Below are 19,320 nucleotides of genomic sequence, written 5' to 3'. Positions count from 1 at the left end.
GGTCGCGATCTCTTCGTGGCGTTGAGGGTTAGACGTTCTCAAGGGCGGCAATGACGATCGGTGCCAGCGCGGGGGGCATCATGAAGCCGGCCGCGCTGCTGCGGTTCTCTGGGTCGCGTTCGGTCTTGATAAGGAAAGACGCGTCGGGCGAAACGGTGCCGGCGTCGACGAGGGCTTTGATGTGCTTCGAGATGGGCCCGGTCAGGCCTTTCATGCCGCCGCTCTCGTTGCCGAGTTGAGCACGTACCTCTTCATCGGCGGCGTAGCCGCCCCGGGTGCTCACGAGCTGGACGAGGGCGAGCTGCTTCGGTGCGAGGCGGCGCAAAAGAGTGCGCATCGCCTCGACGGACCAGCCACCGAACTCGGCGGGCTCAACGCTGGTGTGCACCTGGGCGAAGTGGCCGTTGAGCATGGCGGCGGCCTCGGTGAGCTCGTCAAGTTTCCCAGTGATGGTAAGGGTGGCGATCATGATCTTGTCCCGTCTGTGATGCGTCTATGTTCGGTGTAGAACTATTGAGCCACGACTTCTACAAGATGTCTATGCCTAATCACGAATGTGCCCAGTCTTGGGGCCCCTGACCCCGGGGGACACTGAAGGGGGCGAGTCGTCGCGTCCAATAGCCCGGAAAACAATTCCCTTTGGCTCAGTCAGGAACGATCGTTTGTGGCCCGGCTCGGCTCGGCTCCAGTTGGGACCTGGGCTCTATCGCACTCAATGGTTGACCAATACCATCTGTCGTATGGCGACATCTCGACATCGAATTTCCCTGGTCACCCGCCAGAAGGTAGCTGACTCGATCGCGCTTTCCGGAGTGCCGTGGGCTGGACGTCTTGACGAGCCTGACTTTTTGGCCCGGATCTACGATCTCATGCAAATGCCAAGCACGGACTCCAGGTATTCAAACGCTCGTGACGATATTTATCAACATCAGGTCCGGAACTATGATTATGGTTCCGGCTGGATCTTCACTGATTCGCGCTTCAACCTGCTGTACGCCGACGATGACGAGTTCCTTAGGGTGCTCACAGAGATGCTTCATCCAGTAGTCCGCCCTGACGAAGCCGAGGTGGCCGAACTCCTCGCCAATTTCAACGAGATGCTACGGGCTGATGGTTTCGCGCTCTACGCGAAAGACTGGATCAGCGGGCATGCCGTCTACGGCTGGCAACGAATCGACGCTTTTCACGGGTCCTCGCCCGACCTTCGGCTTGAGGCGCGACCTCTGACTGATCCAGTCGTCCTGCACGAGCACCTCACCCGTATTCGCAACGGGCTTGCTACCGATCCCGCTGCCACGATCTCCTCGTGTAAGAGCCTGCTAGAGAGCTTGTTCAAGATCGTCCTGGACCAAAGTTCGGTCGAGTACCCGAGGGCTGATGACGTGCCGCAGCTGTACAGAAAGGTCGCCGATCTCCTTGCATTGAGCGCGGAATCGGTCCCTGGTTCCGCGCGTGGAAGCGAGGCCTCGCAGAAAATCTTGCGCACTCTAGTCACGACGGTTGGAACACTTGCCGAACTGCGAAATGAACTTGGTATTGATCATGGCCAGTCTGAACGAAGTGCTGCCCTGGCTCGCCATGCCAGGCTGGCGCTGAATGCAACCGTCACTGTCGCTGAATTCATCCTTGACACTTGGCAGGATCGAATCGACTCTGGTCGACTCAAGCGGCCCGTTTGACGGGGTGCGGCGGTAGCCGGCTCATAATCTTGTTCTCCCAGATGGCCGGATTAAGCACCAGCTGTCGTCGAGCCAGGCGAGGAGGCGGTGGCCAATCGAGTCGAAACCATTAGGCCCGTGCCATCCTGTCGTCCAAGCCAGGGCGTCGGCGATTCCCCGGCGGACCTGCATGATCATACGATCGCGATACCGACCAGGACTCGCTGAAGTCATAGGCGCATGCTGTCGCGCAACCGACAATTCGGTCCGCAACCCACGGCACTCACCTTGATTGCCAGGGGTGTGTTCGCGTCATGGCCACTGGCAACCGGCCGTCCCTCCATTCGCATGTCAAGATGTCAACGTGGCACTTAATCAGGCTTGGCACTACACGACGGCGGCCGGGCTTCTAGGAATTCTGAGCCAGAACAAGCTGAGGGCAGGCTCAGCTGCGTTCATGAACGATTCTGATGAAATCAGAACGGGCAAGCGCGCGCTGCAAGCTGCCGCAGCATCACATTGGCCTCCGCTCGAGGACTGGCAAATCCGGCAGCTGCGCCTCTTGGGGGTTCTGAGCGAGGGCGAACCCGACAGAATCTTCCTTCTGTCTGCATCAACGAAGGGTGATGCCCTAACGCTCTGGCGCAGTTACGGACAGGCCACGGAGGCCGAATACGCGCTTGAGTTCGATGCTTCGGTGGGACTAGTTCCCGTCATGCAGAATGACGCCGCAGAACATCCGAACCCACCGCCCGGCTGGGTCCGCGACATTCTCGACTACACCGACGAAGGAGATCCAATCCCAGGCGAGGACCCGGATGAACCCTCCACATGGGGCGGCGATTGGGGAGCCGTCAGGTATCTCACGGACGACAGCCCCTGGGCCATGGACGAGCTAAAGCGCATTGTGCCGGAACTTCGCAAGCCTGTACGCGGGACAACTACTGTGCCTTTCATCGGTGACTATTTCACCGACATTGACCCCAGCGTTCTCTTCAAGAACGCAGGATTTCAGGATGAGTGCGAGGTCCGGATGACCTGGACGGTACATCCGTGGTGGAAATTCGTTCTCTACAGACCAACACGATTTGGGATCACGCCCTACATCGAGGTCGCCGCGGCCAACGGCACCTCGGCCACGGAACTAGAGCAGCAACGAAATTTCCTATTGCCAAGTCGAGTCGGAAGATTGCCACTGAGATCTGTTCGAATTGGACCAACTAGATCCAGCGAGAGCGCCGAAAAAGCCCTCAGGCAGTTACTCGATTCTCACGGTTACGGACAGACGTTGATTCTTAACAGCTCTGCGCCGTACCGCTAGGAACGGCAAGAAGGACATAGATGATCTCATTAGAATCCGGATCGGCGTAAGGGAAAAAGCCAATAAGGTAGGAACCAGTCGATCCTTGGAGATGCAAATGGCACAGAAGACCTTTATTCAACTTGTTGACGACCTCGACGGGACGGTTCTCACAGACGGTGAAGGCAAGACCGTCACGTTCGCGCTTGAGGGACTCTCGTACGACATCGACCTAAGCCAGGCCCACATCGACGAATTCACCAAGGCCCTTGCCCCTTACATCGCCGCCGGTCGGAAGGTCAGCGGGCGAAAGAGCACAGCCCGTACCTCGGGGACGAAGTCGGACCCTGCGGAGCTGCAGATGATCCGCGACTGGGCCGGCAAGAACGGTCTAACCGTCTCGAGCCGTGGCCGGATCTCTGCTGCGGTGCGTAACGCTTACAACGCTGCCCATTAAATCGGTGCCTGCAAGCTACGAGGTGGGGACGACGCTGGTCTATCCCCACCACGGTGCCGTCACGATCACGGGCCTAACCACCCGGGACATCAAGGGCACCCCGACCAAGTACATGACCCTCCGGGTCCATAGCAGCGACCTGATCATTCAGGCCGCGATCGACAAATCAACAGACCTCGGGGTGCGAGACGTCATCGACCAGGCCGGCGTCGACAAGGTCTACGCCCTACTCCAGGCAGGTGAGGTCGAAGAGGCAGCTAACTGGTCGCGGCGGTTCAAGGACAACCAAGTCAAGATGATCAGCGGTGACGTCTACAAAGTCACCGAAGTCGTTCGGGATGTCTGGCGGCGAGAGCAAGACAAGGGAATTTCCGCGGGCGAGAAAAGCATGCTCTCCCGTGCCCGACAGATCCTTGTCTCAGAGCTCGCCCTCGCCCAGAACACCACGACCGAAGACGCCGACACCCGGCTCCTCGAGGCCCTGCAGGCGGCCACCCAGTAGAAGGGCACGCTTACCACTGCCCCGGTAGGCCGACGTGTTCTGATTAAGCGGCAAGGGCGGGGGATGCCTCGTGTTCCCGTCCGCTTTCCCAGACCCCGAGAACGAGACGCCCCACGCCCTGGAACGGGTGGGGTGCCTCACTCCCCCGGCGGCGCCTCCACAGGACCTCGAGCAAGCTCGCGGTACAGGGTGGTCCGATCAACCTGCAGATCCCGGGCCACCTTCGCCTTCGGCACCCCCGACTTATTCGATGGGCGCGTCGACCAGCTGCTCAGCGGTGAGCTTCTGAGCGCGGCCCTCGTACTTGCCACCCGCCTGCGCAAGCCGATGCCTTCCCGCTGCCGCTTACGAATCAGGGTCCGCTCGAACTCGGCGAATGCTCCCGGAAGGTTCAGCATCAGTTGGCCGATCGCGTCATCCGTGTCCCGGCTGTAGTTCTGCTGCTCCTTCACGAAGACGACCGAGGCGCCCTTGCCAGTAATCTCGTCCACGATCTCCCGAAGATCCCCCAACGACCGGGCTAAGCGGTCCACCAACGCGACCCTCACGACGTCGCCCTCGCGGACGTACCGGATGCAATCCGGGAAGGCGACCATATCCGCTCTTGCCCCACCCGGGACCTTGTCCTCAAAAATCCTGTCGACGTCCCCGACAGCGTCGAGCTACCGGCCAAGGTTCAGATCGACCGAGCTCACCCGGACGTATGCAACGGCCTGTGATTGGTGCTGCACAATCCCTAGACCCTGACACAAGCCTGTGGCAGGAGGAACGAAACACGCTCCAACGCCATGCGCGCCGCGCCCGAGGACATCCGTTGCGCTGGGGTATGCCCCACAACAGCTCATTGAGGCAGGCAGTTGACCATGGAACAGTCGGACGATGCAACTCGTTGCAGCCCAGAATTCATGTCAAGTCTTTTTCTCGGCTTTCTCTAGACAGAGCTTTTAGCTTGCTCTACCCTGGAGCTATGCAAAATTACTCTTCCAGTGAAGCAAGCCGGGCCTTGGCCGGCATCTCAGAAACCTCCAGCGAGCTGCGCTCCATCGCGTCAAAGGCAATGCAGTTGGCAGATCGTCTCGATGCGATCGAGACAACCTTGGGGATCGAGTCGAACGTACTGGCGGTCAAGATTCAGAACGCCCCACCCGGGCTCGCGCGTCTGCTCCGCGAGCTCGACAAGCGTGGCGGGCTCGCGGGCTATACGGATCTCCAGGACGCGCTGAACGTCTCCGGGGCCGCACTCGGGCAGATGAGGACGCGTACCCCACTTGGAAAAGAGACTGTCATTGAAATTCGTCACGCTGACGGCACCTTCTGGTTCCAGCTGACGAAGGAGGCAAAGGAAGCCCTGGCCCTCATACGTAGTGCGTAACCATGCACTAGAAATGCCTCCGCTTAAAGCGGCATGCCACACGTCGGCCCGAGAAGGAAGCCCACGACCTCACGCAGCTTGGACCACTCCGGCCTTCCTCGAATCGGCCAAGAAGAGTCGGAGCCCCTCTGCCGCGGGCAGCGAACGGGGGCAAGCCAATCTTCACAAATCAAATGCCCACCAGTCCGGGGCAGACCCGCCAGTCGTCAAAACCTGACAAAATGAGGACATGACAAGTATCGCAGTGCGCGTGCCAGAGCAAGACGCCGCCGATCTCGCTGACCTCCTGACCGTGTCAGGAAGCAACGAAGAAGTAGTCGTGGCTCGACCGTTTGATGGAGAAACGGTTGCCCAGACGGTCCTACTGCTTAGCGGCCCGACGTTCGCCTTCTTCGAAACGTGGCTCCGAAATCGCGCGCAGTCGCGGAAATCGTACAGCGTAGTGATCGATGGGACGCAGCTCTCGGGCTACACACCCACAGAAGTCGAAAGAATACTGGAAGCGGTCCACAAGCAGGTACCGAAAAAACCTCGCGACGGTGAATGACGAGTTTGTCCGCACCATGTACGGTGCGGACTGTTTCGATCGGGTTATGCCCCCACTTGCAAACCAATACAGGCAGTGGGCGTCGACATACTCAACGATTCTAGGCCTCGACGAACGCGGCGGTACCCCAGTGGTGCACGTCGTTCATTCCCCTGGTGCCCAGCCTGCTACTTTCCTCATGAAATCAGGGAACCACATCGTCTTCGACCAGTACATTGGCCAAATTTTTAACCGACTCACACGACTTGAACTTTGTGATGCCCCAACCAATGTCGTTGACTCGTACTTGTTTAAACTGCGCGCGCAACAATTGCACATCGCTGATCGGGATCGCTCCGCAGCTGCACTAATTGTCTTGTCTGGCATGGCATGTTCGGTCGAGGAACGCGAGGCGGCCTTACTAGAGACAGAAGAACAGTTGTTGGAACGCAGCCGCAGGTCGGTGGTGCAAGAAGCGTTTGCGGTCGGACACGAGGTCATGCATCTAGTGCTTGAGTATCCCGACTTGCGCGTGCTCTACGACGACTTTTTCCATGAAGTGCTTGACGTCGCGAGAGAACGTGCGAAGATCGGCCTGAATACTGAGGTTGAAGCTAGTTACGAGGCCGACTTACAGGCAATTCAAGTGCGCCGCGGCAGGCCAGTGAGATCTGCAGATTCCCCACGGTTACCACTTTCTTCCCTTGGCCTGGAAACTGTTCTTCTCTCTGCCTTCGACCGCCACGACGTACGAACCGAGGCAATCTGTGACCTATTCGCAGCTCTAAACCTGCGGTATGTCCTCGCTGGGCAAGTAGATATGGACGACGGCGATATCCTCGCGACGTGCACTCTTGCACTTCAGCATCTCAGAATGATCCAATATATGGACAATAGGGACTCTGGTTCAGATGAAACGGTTGGCGACTATGCCACCCAATCGGCCGCGCGCGTGACGCTTCTCCGAACTGGCCTCGCCATGGCCCTCGAACTTGAACTAACCCTCGCAGGAATGAATCCTGCGGTCGTCGAGAAGGAGGTACATCTTCTCCATCAACGAGCTACTGTACTCAACCGAAGGCATACGTCAGTCGTTGCGGATCACCTGCTTGCAATCAGTCTGGATCGGACTGCCGAGAGCGTTCTCGGAGATCAGAGCCTTACCTCGGACGTAGACAGCTTGGCAACCAACCGCGAGGCACTTCGCAGTTTGCTCGGCTTCGTGCGACGTACTCCAGCAAATTAGGAACGGTGATAGTTCTGTATCAGAGCTGCCGGTCGGCTAATTTGCCTCCTTGCGGCCAAGATCTGTGGCTCGGCGACGGAATACTGCCGGTTTAGTCGAATCCTCCGCTATGAGGATTTGGGTTCTCCAAAAAAGGTCAACTACCCAAAACATTTTCCATTGGAATGGCGTCGTGACGTCGTCGCGGTCGCTGGGGGCGCGCACCGGGCCGGCGACCACACGGTCGCCGAGCTGGTGGAGCTGTTGAGCGTCGGACGCGCGACGGTCTACCAAGCGCTCGAGCGCCGTCCGGTTGAAACTGATGGGGCGGTGACGCTTCCCCGGGTGGAAGCACGACGCCCCTCGCAAGCATAGATTCACGTATTTACTGAGTTATGGAGTAGGTAGTCGTCCAGCTGCGCACGGACGCTGGCGCCACCGATGGCTTCGAGGTCTTCGTCGGCGATGAGTTCAGCGACAAGAGCATGGATGACATGTACGCGAGCGAACCGCCCCTTTGTCACCGCCAAGCTGGCGGCGTAGTCGATGAGCCCACGGTAGGCCTGGGGTGATAGATCAACGGTGATCCGGACAGGGGTCGCCCGAACGACACTTGCGCGGGACGGCGTCGGCGACACCGGTCGAGGCCGACTCGGGGAACGTCACTTGTCACGGTGATGGTACGCACGGCCTCGGGCGAAGCCCGACCCTAGCCGGCCCCTCCCTGCTCGTAAGCCCACCCGATCGCGACGGCTTCGGCGGGCCCGTCTCCGAACTAAGCGTCGGAGCTTTGGAGAAGATATCGCGGGAACCGACGTACGCGCCGAAGCCATGGACGTTGTAGACCAATCCCTCGTCGATCACACAAGCAATCGCCGCGCGGACTATTTGGGGTGCCCCAATGAACGACCCTTAGTTGGATGCCGCAGATTCAATATTCTGCTCACTCAACTGCAGATGAGATTGTCACTCTTCGTCAAAAGCGACGATCTAGGCTGCATTTCGACAAACTAGTTCGCAGACGACAGGAACCGTGACTAGCTGGGCATGTCCACGAACCGCGAGAACATGCCGTGGAAGGCCACGGTGATCGTGTCCGTCGGGCCGTTGCGGTGCTTGGCGACGATGAAGTCGGCCTCGCCCTGGCGCGGGTTGTCCTTCTCGTAGGCGGACTCGCGGTGCAGCAGGATGACCATGTCGGCGTCCTGCTCGAGCGAGCCCGACTCACGCAGGTCGCTGATGGCGGGCTTCTTGTCGGCACGCTGCTCGGGGCCACGGTTCAGCTGCGACAGCGCGATCACCGGCACCTGCAACTCTTTTGCCATGAGCTTGAGCGCACGCGAGAACTCCGAGACCTCCTGCTGACGGCTCTCGACACGCTTGCCCGAGGTCATCAGCTGCAGGTAGTCGATCACCACGAGCTTGAGGTTGTGCTGCTGCTTCAGCCGACGGCACTTCGCCCGGATCTCGACCAGCGTCATGTTGGGCGAGTCGTCGATGAAGAGGGGCGCGTCGTTGATGCGACCGCGCACCTGCGCGATATTGGTCCAGTCGCGCGCGTCGACGGTGCCCTTGCGCATGTTCTGCAGCGGCACGCTCGACTCGGCCGACATCAGGCGCATCGCGATCTCGCTGCGCCCCATCTCGAGCGAGAAGAAGACCGAGGCCTGGCCGTGCTTGATCGACGCCGCCCGCGCGAGGTCGAGCGCCAGCGTCGACTTTCCGAGCGCCGGTCGCGCGGCCACGATGATCAGCTGGCCGGGGTGGAACCCGTTGGTCAGGGCGTCGAGCTGTGCGAAACCGGTGGGCACGCCCGTCATCTGCCCGTCACGGCCCTTGGCCGCCTCGATCTCGTCGATCGCGACCGTCACGGCCTCGTTCAGGGGCACGTAGTCCTCGGTCTGGACTCCCCCGGCGACGTTGTAGACCTCGGCCTGCGCGTTGTTGACCAGGTCGACGACCTCGCCCTCGCTCGCGTAGCCCATCTGCACGATGCGGGTGCCGGCCTCGACGAGGCGCCGCAGCACCGCCTTCTCGGCGACGATCGACGCGTAGTAGCCGGCGTTGGCGGCCGTGGGCACGACGCCGGTGAGCGTGTGGAGGTACTCCGCGCCTCCTGCCCTCGACAGGTCGCCCGACTTCATCAGCTCGTCGCTGACCGTGATGACGTCGGTGGGCTCGCCGTGCGAGTACAGGCCGAGGATCGCGTCGTAGATGACCTCGTGCTTCGGCACGTAGAAGTCCATGCCGCGGACGGTCTCGATGACGTCGGCCACCGCGTCCTTGCTCAGCAGCATGCCGCCGATGGTGCTCTGCTCGGCCAGCAGGTCGTGCGGGGGCACCCGGTCCATGCCCGTGCCCATGCCGCCGCGGTCGCTGCGCTGCTGCCGACCGGTGTCGTCGGAGGTGCCGCTCGCGATACCGAGGTGAGCGATCGACATGGGACCTCCTGCAGGGTGTTCGGGTGCGTGCCGGACGGCGACGGACGTCGTCCAGGACGGTTCTACAGCGAGCGACCGACATCCCCGTGCCGAGCCACCGCGACCCCCGTCTGGCGAGCGCGGTACACCTTATGGACACCTAGTTCTCCACAGCAAATGCACCTGTGGATAACTCTGGGGAGAACCGGTGAGAAACGCCGGGGGTGCTTGTTGACAACTGTGGATCGTCCTGTGGACAAACAGATACTTCACACCGACTAGGCGCCTCTGACCTGGGCTTTATTTTCGCGCAGCCTGTGTGTAGAAAGTTCCTTGAACCGTGGGTTGAGAGTCCCGATTTGACTTCTGGCTGTGCACAGAGAAGTTGACAAGGAGGCGCAGCACCCGGTACGAGCGCAGGTCGCGTTCAGCTTGACGTAACCCCCTGTTCGGGGGCTGTTCCCCGCCTCCTGCGGACCCCTCTGCAGCCCCCAGACCGCCTTCTGCGGGCACCGAACCGCGTTCCGTTCAAAGAACCCCGTTGCACTGTGGTTCTTTGAACGGAACGCGGTTCGAAGGCAGCAGACGAGCATCCGCAACCCCGACCGCATCCCCCCGGGGACGCAGAAGAGCGGCGACCCCCGGAGGGGCCGCCGCTCTGCTGTGCTGCGGTGGTGCTGGCTGCTGACGCAGCGCGGGACTACTTCGCGCTGACCACCGTGAGGGTGATCGTGGCGACGACGTCCTCGCGCAGGCGCAGGGTCGCCTCGTGGTCGCCCACGAGCTTGATCGCGGTCGGGATCTCGACCTTGCGCTTGTCGATGGTCGCGACGCCCTGGGCGTTGACCGCGTCCGCGACGTCGCCGGGACGGACGGAGCCGAACAGGCGGCCGTCGGCACCGGTCTTGACCGTGAGGCGGATCTTCTGGGCCTCGAGGCGGGCCTTGAGGTCGTGCGCCTCCTCGATGGTCTTGAGCTCGCGGGTCGTGCGGGCGGTGCGGATCTGCTCGACCTGCTTCTCGCCACCACGCGACCACGCCACGGCGAAGCCCTGGGGGACGAGGTAGTTGCGGGCGTAGCCGTTCTTGACGTCGACGACGTCACCGGCCGAGCCGAGGCCGGAGACCTCGTGCGTGAGGATCACTTTGGACATGGTTGCTCTCTCTTCCGTTCGCCGCTGATCAGCGGCCGGAGCCGGCGTAGGGGAGGAGCGCCATCTCGCGGGCGTTCTTCACGGCACGGGCGATGAGGCGCTGCTCCTGGACGGAGACGCCGGTGATGCGACGGGCGCGGATCTTGCCACGCTCCGAGATGAACTTGCGGAGGGTCGCGACGTCCTTGTAGTCGATGACGCCGACGCGGATCGCCTTCGCGGGAGCGGCGTTCTTGCCGCCCTTGCCGCGGAGGGGCTTGCGGCGGTCGCCGCTGCTCTTTCCAGCCATTGTTTTTCTGCTTTCGAGTTCAGATGAAGAAGAAGTGAGGTGCGACGAGGCCTAGAAAGGCGTCTCGTCGTTGTAGGTGCCGCCGCCGCCGGGCGTGTTCCAGACGTCGCCGCCCTGGGAACCGCCGCCCTGCTGGCCGCCGCCCTGAGCCGGTGCGGACTGGCCCCACGGCTCGGACTGCTGGCCGCCGCCGACCTGGCCCTGCTGGCCGCCGCCGCGGTTGCCCCCGAAGGAGCCACCGCCGCCGCCGCCTTCGCGGGACGAGGCCGCACGCGTGACCTGAGCGGTCGCGTAGCGGAGCGAGGGGCCGATCTCGTCGACGTCGAGCTCGAAGCTGGTGCGCTTCTCGCCCTCTTTCGTCTCGTAGCTGCGCTGCTTCAGACGGCCCTGCACGATGACGCGCGAGCCCTTCGTCAGCGACGACGCCACGTGCTCGGCGAACTCGCGCCAGACGCTGGCACGGAGGAAGAGCGCCTCGCCGTCCTTCCACTCGTTGGACGCGCGGTCCAACGTGCGGGGGGTCGACGCGATGGTGAAGTTCGCGACCGCGAGCCCGTTCTGCGTGTAGCGCAGCTCGGGGTCACTGGTGAGGTTGCCCACCACTGTGATGACGGTCTCGCCTGCCATCGGCTACTCGGCAGCCTTCGGTGCGGCGGGCGTCGCGGAGCCGGCAGGCGTCGCGGCACCGGCGGAGGCCGGTGCAGCAGCGGCGGCCGGAGCAGCGGCGGGAGCCTTGGCGGCCTTGCGGGCAGCCTTCTCGTCCGAGAGCTTCTTGGCCTCGGCGACCATCGCGATGGCCTCCTCGGCGCGCAGCACCTTGGTGCGGAGCACGGCCTCGGAGAGACCCAGCTGACGGTCGAGCTCGACCGTGGCGGCCGAGTTCGAGGTCATGTTGACGACGGCGTAGATGCCCTCGGTCTTCTTCTTGATCTCGTAGGCGAGACGACGACGACCCCAGATGTCGATGTTGTCGATCGTGCCGCCGTCGTTGCGGATGACGTTGAGGAACTTGTCCAAGCTCGGGGCGACGGTGCGCTCATCGATCTCGGGGTCCAGGATGACCATCAGTTCGTACTGGTGCATGACTAACCCACCTCCTTCGGACTTCGCGGCTACAGACGTTCTGCAGCAGGAGGGTGTTCATGACGTCGCGCCCGCCCGGGGGCAGACGCAACCTTCCCAGCGTAGCCGGTCGCCCCGCCCCGCACAATGCCGGGTCGGCGACCAGCGCACGACGATCAGCCCGGCGCCCGGGCAGCCCGGCGCCCGATCAACGAGGCGACCGATCAGCGAGGCGTCCCGCGCCCGCCCTCGCCGGGGTCGTCCTCGAGCGTGGCCGTCGCCAGCTCCTGGGCCCTGGCCAGCGCCTCCTCGACCGTCGTCGTGCCGAGGAACATCTCGTCGAGCACCGGGTCGACGACCGGCTCGGCGTCGCCCCAGATGCCGGTCGGGGCCGGGATCGAGCGCCCCGACGAGACGACGTCGAAGAACGGCGCCACGTCGACGCCCTGGTCCGACCAGTGCTCGTAGTAGGCGGCCTGGGCGCCGAGCACCGCCGGCACGGCCGCCCCGTCGGCGCCGATGTAGCGGGAGCCGTCGGTCGAGCCGAGCCAGGCGAGCACCCGTGCCGTGGCGTCGAGGTGGGGCGTGTGGGCGTTGCCGGCCGCGACGATGCCGTTAGAGACGCTGACGCGGCCCTCGGGGCCGGCGGGCATCCGCGCGACCCCCCAGGTGAAGTCGGACCCGGCCGCGACCGGCGCCAGGCTGTACAGGCCCGACTGGAAGAGGGCCATGTGGCCGGAGGTGAACTGGTCGCGGCTGTAGTCCGGGTCGGCGTTGGTGAGCGACGCCGGGGGAGCGACCCGGTGCTGCTGCACCAGGTCGACCACGTACCGGAACGCGGCCTGCGCCTCCGGCGTGTCCAGCTCGAAGGAGGTGCCCGTCGCGTCCTCGAGGCTCGCCCCGTTCGACCCGAGGTAGTCGAGCCAGATCGCCTGCAGGTCCTCGCCGGCGTTGTAGCCGTACTGCACCGGCGTGCCGTCGAAGGCGGGGTCGGCGGCGGTGCGGCCCTGAGCGTCGCGGGTCAGCTGCTCGAGCACCGGCAGCAGGGTGTCGCCCTCGCCGCCGCCGGGCGCCCAGGTCAGCTCGTCGAGCGCCGCGGGGTCGATGCCCGCCGCGGCGAGCAGGTCGGCGTTGTAGTAGAGCGCCACGCCGCCGTCGCTGAGCTGGGGCACGCCCCAGAGCCGGCCGTCGAGCGTGTACTGCTCGGTGACCTCGGGGCTCCAGGCCCGGTGCGCCGAGGCGCCGAGCACCCGGTCGACGTCGAGCAGGTCGCCCGCCTCGGCCTGGTCGGCGTAGCCGGCGCTGTTCAGCCAGTAGACGTCGGGGGCGGTGCCGTCGTCGACGTCCGACTCGAGGTCGGCGGCGTACTCGGCGTACGGCACCACCTCGACGTCCACGTCGATCGTCGGGTTGTCGCGCTCGAAGGTCGCGAACGACTTCTCGTAGCCGGCGGCGACGCCCTCGTCCCAGAGCCGCACGGTGACGGTCGTCCGACCGTCGCGGCCGGGCGACGCGGTCGCGCCCTCGGACGAGTGGGAGGCGCCGTAGGCGGCGATGCCCGCCGCGGAGCCGGCGACCACGACGACGCAGACGGCGGCGGCGATCGTGACGGAGCTGGGTCGGGTGCGCACGACCCGACAGTACGGCCTAGGAGGCGCGCGCCGCCCACCAGGCCAGCAGCCGGTCGGTCGCGACCTCGCTGCCGAGGGGCCCCTCCTCGGTGCGCAGCTCGAGCAGGAACCGGTAAGCCTCGCCGACCTCGCGGCCGGGGGAGATGCCGAGCACGCGCTGGATGTCGTCGCCGTCGAGGTCGGGACGGAGCGAGTCGAGCGCCTCGCGCTCGCGCAGGTCGGCGATGCGGGCCTCGAGGTCGTCGTAGGCGAAGCCGAGCCGGTCGGCCTTGCGCGCGTTGCGCGTCGTCACGTCGGCGCGGGTCAGCATGTGCAGGCGCTCGAGCTCGTCGCCGGCGTCGCGGACGTAGCGGCGCACCGCCGAGTCGGTCCAGGCGCCCTCGGTGTACCCGAAGAAGCGGAGGTGCAGCTCGATCAGGCGCGACACGGCCTTGGTCGTGTCGTTGTCGAACCGGAGGGCGCGCAGGCGCTTCCGGGCGAGCTTGGACCCGACGACGTCGTGGTGGTGGAACGTCACGACGCCGCCCGGCTCGAGCCTGCGGGTGTCGGGCTTGCCGCAGTCGTGCAGCAGCGCGGCGAGCCGCAGGGTCAGGTCGGGCGCCTCGCCCGGGTGGCGCTCGCGCTCGTAGCCGATGGCCTGGTCGAGCACCGTGAGGCTGTGCTCGTAGACGTCCTTGTGGTGGTGGTGCTCGTCGATCTCGAGGCGCATCGCCGCGAGCTCGGGCAGGACGTGGTCGGCGAGGCCCGTGTCGACCATCAGCCGGATGCCGTCGCGGGGCGTGTCGGTGCGGAGCAGCTTCGAGAGCTCGTCGGCGACGCGCTCGACCGAGACGATCGACAGAGTGGAGGCGCGGGCCGAGATCGCCTCGCGCACCTCGTCCGACACCGAGAAGCCGAGCTGCGCGACGAACCGCGCGGCGCGCATCATGCGGAGCGGGTCGTCGCGGAACGAGTCGACGGCGCTGCCCGGCGTCGCGAGACGACCGGCCAGCAGGTCCTCCACGCCGCCCGACGGGTCGACGAGGACCCGCTCGGGCAGTCGCAGCGCCATCGCGTTGACGGTGAAGTCGCGCCGGACGAGGTCGCCCTCGAGGGTGTCTCCGAACTCGACGACGGGCTTGCGGGTCTCGCCGTCGTAGACGTCGCTGCGGTACGTCGTGATCTCGACGACCTCGCCGTCGACGCGGGCGGCGATGGTGCCGAACTCGCGGCCGACGTCCCAGTGCGCCTCCGCGAGGGGCACGACGATCTCGAGGATCTCGTCGGGGGAGGCGTCGGTGGTGAAGTCGAGGTCGTTGACCCGGCGTCCGAGGAACGCGTCGCGGACGGGGCCGCCGACGAGGGCGAGCTCGTGGCCGGCTGCGGCGAACGCGGCGGCGAGCTTCTCGATGCGGGGAGCGGCGGCCAGTCGGTCCAGTCGCTCGACTGCGGAGGCGACGGTGTCCATGACCGACCACTTTGCCACAGTGCGCCCCGCGCACCGGGCGGCGGGCGCCTCCTCCCCAGGGCTGAGGCCGTCCGTCGCACGTCGCGTCTCGGGGCGCCGACCGCGATCGTCCGGGCTCGATTGCCTAGACTCGGCATGCTCGTCGGCCGTCCCGCGCCGGCCGCACCCTGCCTATGAGACGACTCCACGCCCTGCTCGCCGCGCTGACGGCGGTGTTCGTCGTGGTCGTCGGGCTGGGCCTCGGGGCGTCGGGCGCGTCGCCCGCCCGCGCGGCCGCGACCGCGTCGAGCGCTCCCGACGACGCCGTCACGCTCTCGCTGGCACCCGCCGAGTCGGGCGTGCTCGTGCCGGACCGCGACCTCGTGCTCGACGTCGTCGTCACGAACGCGACCGAGGACGACCTGGCGGCCTCCGTCGCCCGCGTCTACCTCGACCGGCAGGCCTTCGTCACCCGCGCCAAGCTCGCCGGCTGGCTCTCGCCCGCCTCCACGAGCGGGAGCGACTACCTCGGCACCTCCCTGACGCGGGTAGACGTGCCCGAGGTCCCGTCGGGGCAGTCGCGCACCGTCGGCTCCGTGACCGTGCCGGCGGCGACCGTCGCGCTCGGCGGCTACGGCTGGGGTGCCCGCGCCCTCGGCGCCCGCCTCGTCGACGCGGACGGCGCCCAGCTCGCCCAGGCGCGCAGCAGCGTCGCCTGGTTCCCGGCCGAGAGCTTCCAGGCGACGAAGGTCGCCGTCGCGGTGCCGATCACGACGCCCGAGACCGAGAACGGGGTGCTCGACGCGAGCGCCCTCTCGGCGTACACCTCGATCGACGGCACGCTCACCCGCCAGCTGAGGGCGGTGCAGGGCACGCAGGCCGCGGTGGCCGTCGACCCCATGATCATCGCCTCCGTCCGGCTGCTCGGCACCTCGGCGCCGCCCTCCGCCCTCGACTGGCTCGACCAGCTGCAGCAGTCGGGCCTCGAGATGTTCCCGCTCGCGTACGCCGACGCCGACGTCGCGGGCCTGAGCCAGGGAGGCGCGACGACGATCCCGACGCCCGTCTCGTTCGACGGCCTCGTCGACCCGACCCTCTTCGCCGAGCCGACCCCCAGCAGCACGCCCGAGCCTTCGGCGAGCGGCACCTCGGACCCGTCGGCCGTCGAGCCGCCCGCCGACGGCACCGACGGCTCCGGAACCGACCAGGCGGACGACCCCGCCGCCGCGCCGCCCCTGCCCACCACCGAGTCGCTGCTGAGCTGGCCCTGGTCGACCACCGGCGTCGCGTGGCCCGAAGCCGATACGGTCGTGGCCGCCGACCTCGACGTGCTGGCGGCGAGCGGGTACACCTCGACGATCGTGTCGAGCTCGAACGTGGAGGTCTCGACCGGGGCGACCGAGAACGCGGCGACGCAGCTCGGGGCCACCGCGGGGCTCGTCTCGGACGACATGCTCTCGACGCTCCTCTCGGACGCGGCCGGCGCCTCCGACGACGCCGCCTGGGCCACGTCGATGGCCGAGCTCTCCGCCAGCGTCGCCACCGTCGCCCGCGAGCGTCCGAGCGACGCCCGCACGCTCCTCGCCACGCTCGGGCGCGGCTGGTCGCCCGACAGCGCCTACCTGACGCGGACGCTGGCCGCGCTGCGCGACCTCCCCTGGTCCGCCCAGAGCACCCTGCAGGAGGCGGTGGCCAGCGCCCCGACCGCCGCCACGGTCGTCGACGAGCCCGAGGACGACGCGCGCGCCGCCCTGCTGCGCACGCTCGCGACGGCCGACCGCCGCGTCTCCGACTTCTCCACCGCCCTCGCACAGCCCCAGACCGTCACGGGCCCCGCTCGCCTGCGGACGCTCGCCCTCGCCTCGCACGCCTGGCGGGACAACCCCGACGGCCTCGCCGCCGAGGTCGCGGCGGCCGACGCGGAGTCCGTCGCCACGTCGGGCCTCGTCTCGATCGTGCAGGGCAGCGACCTCTCCATCCTCGGCGACCGCACCTCCCTGCCGCTCTACGTGCAGAACTCGACCTCGTCGGCGGCGACCGTCTACCTGATGGTGCAGCCGTCGAACTCGCTGTTGTCGGTCGAGCAGAACCGCATCGAGGTGACCGTCGCCTCCGACTCGCAGGCCCGCGTCCGCGTCCCGGTGCAGTCCGTCGCCAACGGGACCGTCGACGTGTCGCTCAGCCTCGTGAGCGCGACCGGGGTCGCCATCTCGACGCCGTCCACCGTGTCCATCTCGGTGCAGGCCGGCTGGGAGACCGCGATCACCTGGGTGTTCGCCGTCGGGTTCCTGGTGCTGTTCGGCGGCGGGATCTACCGGACGTTCCGCAAGCGGCGACTCGCTCGCAGGGAGGCCACGACAGGGGCCTCCGCCAGTGCCGCCGGTGCCGCCGGCAGCGACACCACCGAGACCGGTGTCCGGCCCGACACCACCGAGACGGGTGTCCGTCCATGAGCGCTCAGCAGGCCGGCCTGGGCCGCGCGAGCGTGCTGCTCGCCTCGGGCACGATGGTGTCCCGGGTGCTCGGCTTCGTCAAGACCGCCGTGCTGGCCGCGGCCATCGGCCAGTCGGCCAGCCGCGCCGCCGACTCGTTCGCCCTCGCGAACCAGCTGCCGAACAACATCTACGCGCTCATCGCGGGCGGCCTGCTGAGCGCGGTGCTCGTGCCGCAGATCGTGCGTGCCGCCACCCAGGACGACGACGGCGGCCAGCGGTTCATCAACAAGATCGTGACCCTCGGCACCATCGTCTTCGCCGCGGTCGGCCTGGTCGGGACCCTGCTCGCGCCGCTGCTCGTGCGGATCTACGCCCAACAGGCAGGGTCGACCGGTCAAGGCGGTTACACCTCGGACGCGATCGCCCTCGCCACGGCGTTCGCCTACTGGTGCCTGCCGCAGATCTTCTTCTACGCGATGTACTCGCTGCTCAGCGAGGTGCTCAACGCCCGCCAGGTGTTCGGGCCGTTCACCTGGGCGCCGGTCATCAACAACGTCGTCGCCATCGCGGGCCTGGTCGTCTTCATGGTGCTCTTCGGCGGATCGGCCGAGAACTCGGTCGTCGACGTCTGGACCCCCGGCCGCATCACCGTGCTCGCCGGCACGGCGAGCCTCGGCGTCCTGGCGCAGGCGGGCTTCCTGCTGCTCTTCTGGCGCCGTGCGGGGCTGTCGTTCCGTCCCGACTTCCGCTGGCGCGGCGTCGGCCTCGGGGCGACCGGCAAGGCCGCCGGCTGGCTCTTCGGCATGGTGCTCGTGACCCAGCTGGCCGGCCTCGTGCAGAGCCGCGTCGCGTCCGAGGGCAGCGGCACCGGCGCCTCGAACGCCGTGCTCGCCAACTCGTGGCTGCTCTTCATGCTGCCCCACGGCATCGTCGCCGTCTCGATCGCGACCGCCTACTTCACGCGGATGAGCGGGCACGCTTCCCGCGGCGACCTGCGTGCCGTGCGCACCGACCTGTCTCAGTCGCTCCGCACCATCGGCATGTTCATGGTCTTCGCGACGGTCGCCATGTGCGTCGTCGCCTACCCGTTCGCGAGCTTCTTCGAGAGCACCTTCACCGGGGCGAGCCAGATGGCGCAGGTCATCCTCGGCTTCATGCCCGGGCTCGTCCTCTTCAGCGTCCTGTTCGTCGTTCAGCGCGTCTTCTTCGCCCTGCACGACCAGCGCACGCCGTTCTTCATGCAGATCGTCCAGTCGGGCATCTTCGTCGTCGGCACGCTGATCTCGTCGGCGGTCGTGCCCGACGAGCTCATCGCCGTGGCCATCGCGGTCACCACCTCGATCGCCGGCTCGGCCCAGACGATCGTCGCCCTCGTGCTCGTGAAGCGCAGGCTCGGCGGCATCGACGGTCGCTGGGTGCTGCGCCGCTACCTGCAGTTCGCCTTCTTCTCGCTGGTCGCCGGGGCCGTCGGGCTCGTCGTCGTGACCGGTCTGGGCGGTTTCACCCCCGACGGATTCGCGCACTCGGGCCGCATCGCCGGCATCCTGACCGTCGTCGTCGCCGGGCTCGTCATGGCCGTCGTGTACCTCGGGCTCCTGGCGCTGATCCGCCTGCCCGAGCTGACCGACCTGACCGCCCCGGTGATCCGCCGGGTGCGCCCGCTGGCGGCGCGCCTCCTTCGTCGCTGACCCGGCCCGCGACGCGGTCGCGGACGCCATGGCCGGCACGGTCGCCGACCGGGTCGCAGGCCGGTCGCTGAGCGCCGTCTGCGAGCCCCGGGCCGACGGAATGCCCCGACCCTAGGATGTGTTGCACCAGACGGTCGAGCGAGGGCGAGACGGGCACACCGCCCGCAGTCCCTCTC

17 protein-coding genes and 1 pseudogene are annotated in these 19,320 nt (G+C 66.2%); 9 read left to right on the top strand and 9 right to left on the bottom strand.

Features of this window, described 5'->3' with window-relative positions; genetic code table 11:
- Window positions 1-28: 28 nt before the first annotated feature.
- Window positions 29-469 carry a hypothetical protein gene (locus ITJ48_RS14620; protein ID WP_194614194.1) on the bottom strand — a complete coding sequence of 147 codons (441 nt, stop codon included), beginning with the start codon at window positions 467-469 and terminating at the stop codon, window positions 29-31.
- A gap of 271 nt (window positions 470-740) precedes the next feature.
- Between ITJ48_RS14620 and ITJ48_RS14615 the strand changes: the two genes are divergently transcribed.
- From ITJ48_RS14615 to ITJ48_RS14600, 4 genes are all read left to right on the top strand, one after another.
- Window positions 741-1,679: an abortive infection family protein gene (locus ITJ48_RS14615; RefSeq protein WP_194614193.1), complete on the top strand. Its 939-nt coding sequence runs from the start codon at window positions 741-743 to the stop codon at window positions 1,677-1,679.
- 343 nt (window positions 1,680-2,022) lie between these two features.
- Complete coding sequence (locus tag ITJ48_RS14610; RefSeq protein ID WP_194614192.1) at window positions 2,023-2,979, top strand: hypothetical protein; 957 nt, start codon at window positions 2,023-2,025, stop codon at window positions 2,977-2,979.
- 97 nt (window positions 2,980-3,076) lie between these two features.
- Complete coding sequence (locus tag ITJ48_RS14605; protein ID WP_194614191.1) at window positions 3,077-3,415, top strand: Lsr2 family protein; 339 nt, start codon at window positions 3,077-3,079, stop codon at window positions 3,413-3,415.
- A gap of 4 nt (window positions 3,416-3,419) precedes the next feature.
- Complete coding sequence (locus ITJ48_RS14600; RefSeq protein WP_194614190.1) at window positions 3,420-3,917, top strand: CarD family transcriptional regulator; 498 nt, start codon at window positions 3,420-3,422, stop codon at window positions 3,915-3,917.
- Window positions 3,918-4,054: 137 nt separating this feature from the next.
- Here ITJ48_RS14600 and ITJ48_RS14595 read toward each other — a convergent pair whose 3' ends face one another.
- Window positions 4,055-4,552, bottom strand: coding sequence for a recombinase family protein (locus ITJ48_RS14595; RefSeq protein ID WP_194614512.1), 498 nt, complete (start codon window positions 4,550-4,552; stop codon window positions 4,055-4,057).
- A 332-nt stretch (window positions 4,553-4,884) separates the two neighbouring features.
- Between ITJ48_RS14595 and ITJ48_RS14590 the strand changes: the two genes are divergently transcribed.
- The 3 genes from ITJ48_RS14590 to ITJ48_RS14580 all read left to right on the top strand — a co-directional run bounded on the left by ITJ48_RS14590 (window position 4,885) and on the right by ITJ48_RS14580 (window position 7,061).
- Window positions 4,885-5,289 (top strand): hypothetical protein, encoded by a 405-nt coding sequence (locus ITJ48_RS14590; protein ID WP_194614189.1) that lies wholly within the window; start codon window positions 4,885-4,887, stop codon window positions 5,287-5,289.
- Window positions 5,290-5,518: 229 nt separating this feature from the next.
- Window positions 5,519-5,836 (top strand): hypothetical protein, encoded by a 318-nt coding sequence (locus ITJ48_RS14585; RefSeq protein WP_194614188.1) that lies wholly within the window; start codon window positions 5,519-5,521, stop codon window positions 5,834-5,836.
- 178 nt (window positions 5,837-6,014) lie between these two features.
- On the top strand, window positions 6,015-7,061 hold the full coding sequence (locus tag ITJ48_RS14580; RefSeq protein WP_194614187.1) for a hypothetical protein: 1,047 nt from the start codon (window positions 6,015-6,017) through the stop codon (window positions 7,059-7,061).
- Window positions 7,062-8,077: 1,016 nt separating this feature from the next.
- On the opposite strand, the gene dnaB is transcribed toward ITJ48_RS14580, so the two are convergent.
- From dnaB to ITJ48_RS14545, 7 genes and pseudogenes are all read right to left on the bottom strand, one after another.
- Entirely contained in the window at window positions 8,078-9,481 is a 1,404-nt protein-coding gene (gene dnaB / locus ITJ48_RS14575; RefSeq protein WP_194614186.1) for a replicative DNA helicase, read from the bottom strand.
- Between the two features lie 679 nt (window positions 9,482-10,160).
- Window positions 10,161-10,613: a 50S ribosomal protein L9 gene (gene rplI, locus ITJ48_RS14570; protein ID WP_194614185.1), complete on the bottom strand. Its 453-nt coding sequence runs from the start codon at window positions 10,611-10,613 to the stop codon at window positions 10,161-10,163.
- Window positions 10,614-10,641: 28 nt separating this feature from the next.
- Complete coding sequence (gene rpsR / locus ITJ48_RS14565) at window positions 10,642-10,902, bottom strand: 30S ribosomal protein S18 (protein ID WP_055964231.1); 261 nt, start codon at window positions 10,900-10,902, stop codon at window positions 10,642-10,644.
- 51 nt (window positions 10,903-10,953) lie between these two features.
- Window positions 10,954-11,529 (bottom strand): single-stranded DNA-binding protein, encoded by a 576-nt coding sequence (locus ITJ48_RS14560; protein WP_192040481.1) that lies wholly within the window; start codon window positions 11,527-11,529, stop codon window positions 10,954-10,956.
- 93 nt (window positions 11,530-11,622) lie between these two features.
- Window positions 11,623-11,985: pseudogene (gene rpsF / locus ITJ48_RS14555) on the bottom strand (30S ribosomal protein S6); the annotation flags it as partial.
- 203 nt (window positions 11,986-12,188) lie between these two features.
- The gene (locus tag ITJ48_RS14550; protein ID WP_194614183.1) at window positions 12,189-13,595 is read right to left on the bottom strand and encodes a sugar ABC transporter substrate-binding protein; all 1,407 of its coding nucleotides are present in this window, start codon (window positions 13,593-13,595) and stop codon (window positions 12,189-12,191) included.
- Between the two features lie 16 nt (window positions 13,596-13,611).
- On the bottom strand, window positions 13,612-15,042 hold the full coding sequence (locus tag ITJ48_RS14545; RefSeq protein WP_194614182.1) for a CCA tRNA nucleotidyltransferase: 1,431 nt from the start codon (window positions 15,040-15,042) through the stop codon (window positions 13,612-13,614).
- A gap of 173 nt (window positions 15,043-15,215) precedes the next feature.
- On the opposite strand from ITJ48_RS14545, the gene ITJ48_RS14540 reads away from it, so the two are divergent.
- Window positions 15,216-17,474 carry a DUF6049 family protein gene (locus tag ITJ48_RS14540; protein WP_194614181.1) on the top strand — a complete coding sequence of 753 codons (2,259 nt, stop codon included), beginning with the start codon at window positions 15,216-15,218 and terminating at the stop codon, window positions 17,472-17,474.
- Window positions 17,471-19,144 (top strand): murein biosynthesis integral membrane protein MurJ, encoded by a 1,674-nt coding sequence (gene murJ, locus ITJ48_RS14535; protein WP_194614180.1) that lies wholly within the window; start codon window positions 17,471-17,473, stop codon window positions 19,142-19,144. The genes ITJ48_RS14540 and murJ overlap by 4 nt, the downstream gene beginning before the upstream one ends.
- Window positions 19,145-19,320 lie beyond the last annotated feature (176 nt).

This window comes from Frigoribacterium sp. VKM Ac-2530 (assembly GCF_015350835.1).
Taxonomy (GTDB): domain Bacteria; phylum Actinomycetota; class Actinomycetes; order Actinomycetales; family Microbacteriaceae; genus Frigoribacterium.
This window is presented reverse-complemented; position numbering and strand designations above follow the sequence as displayed.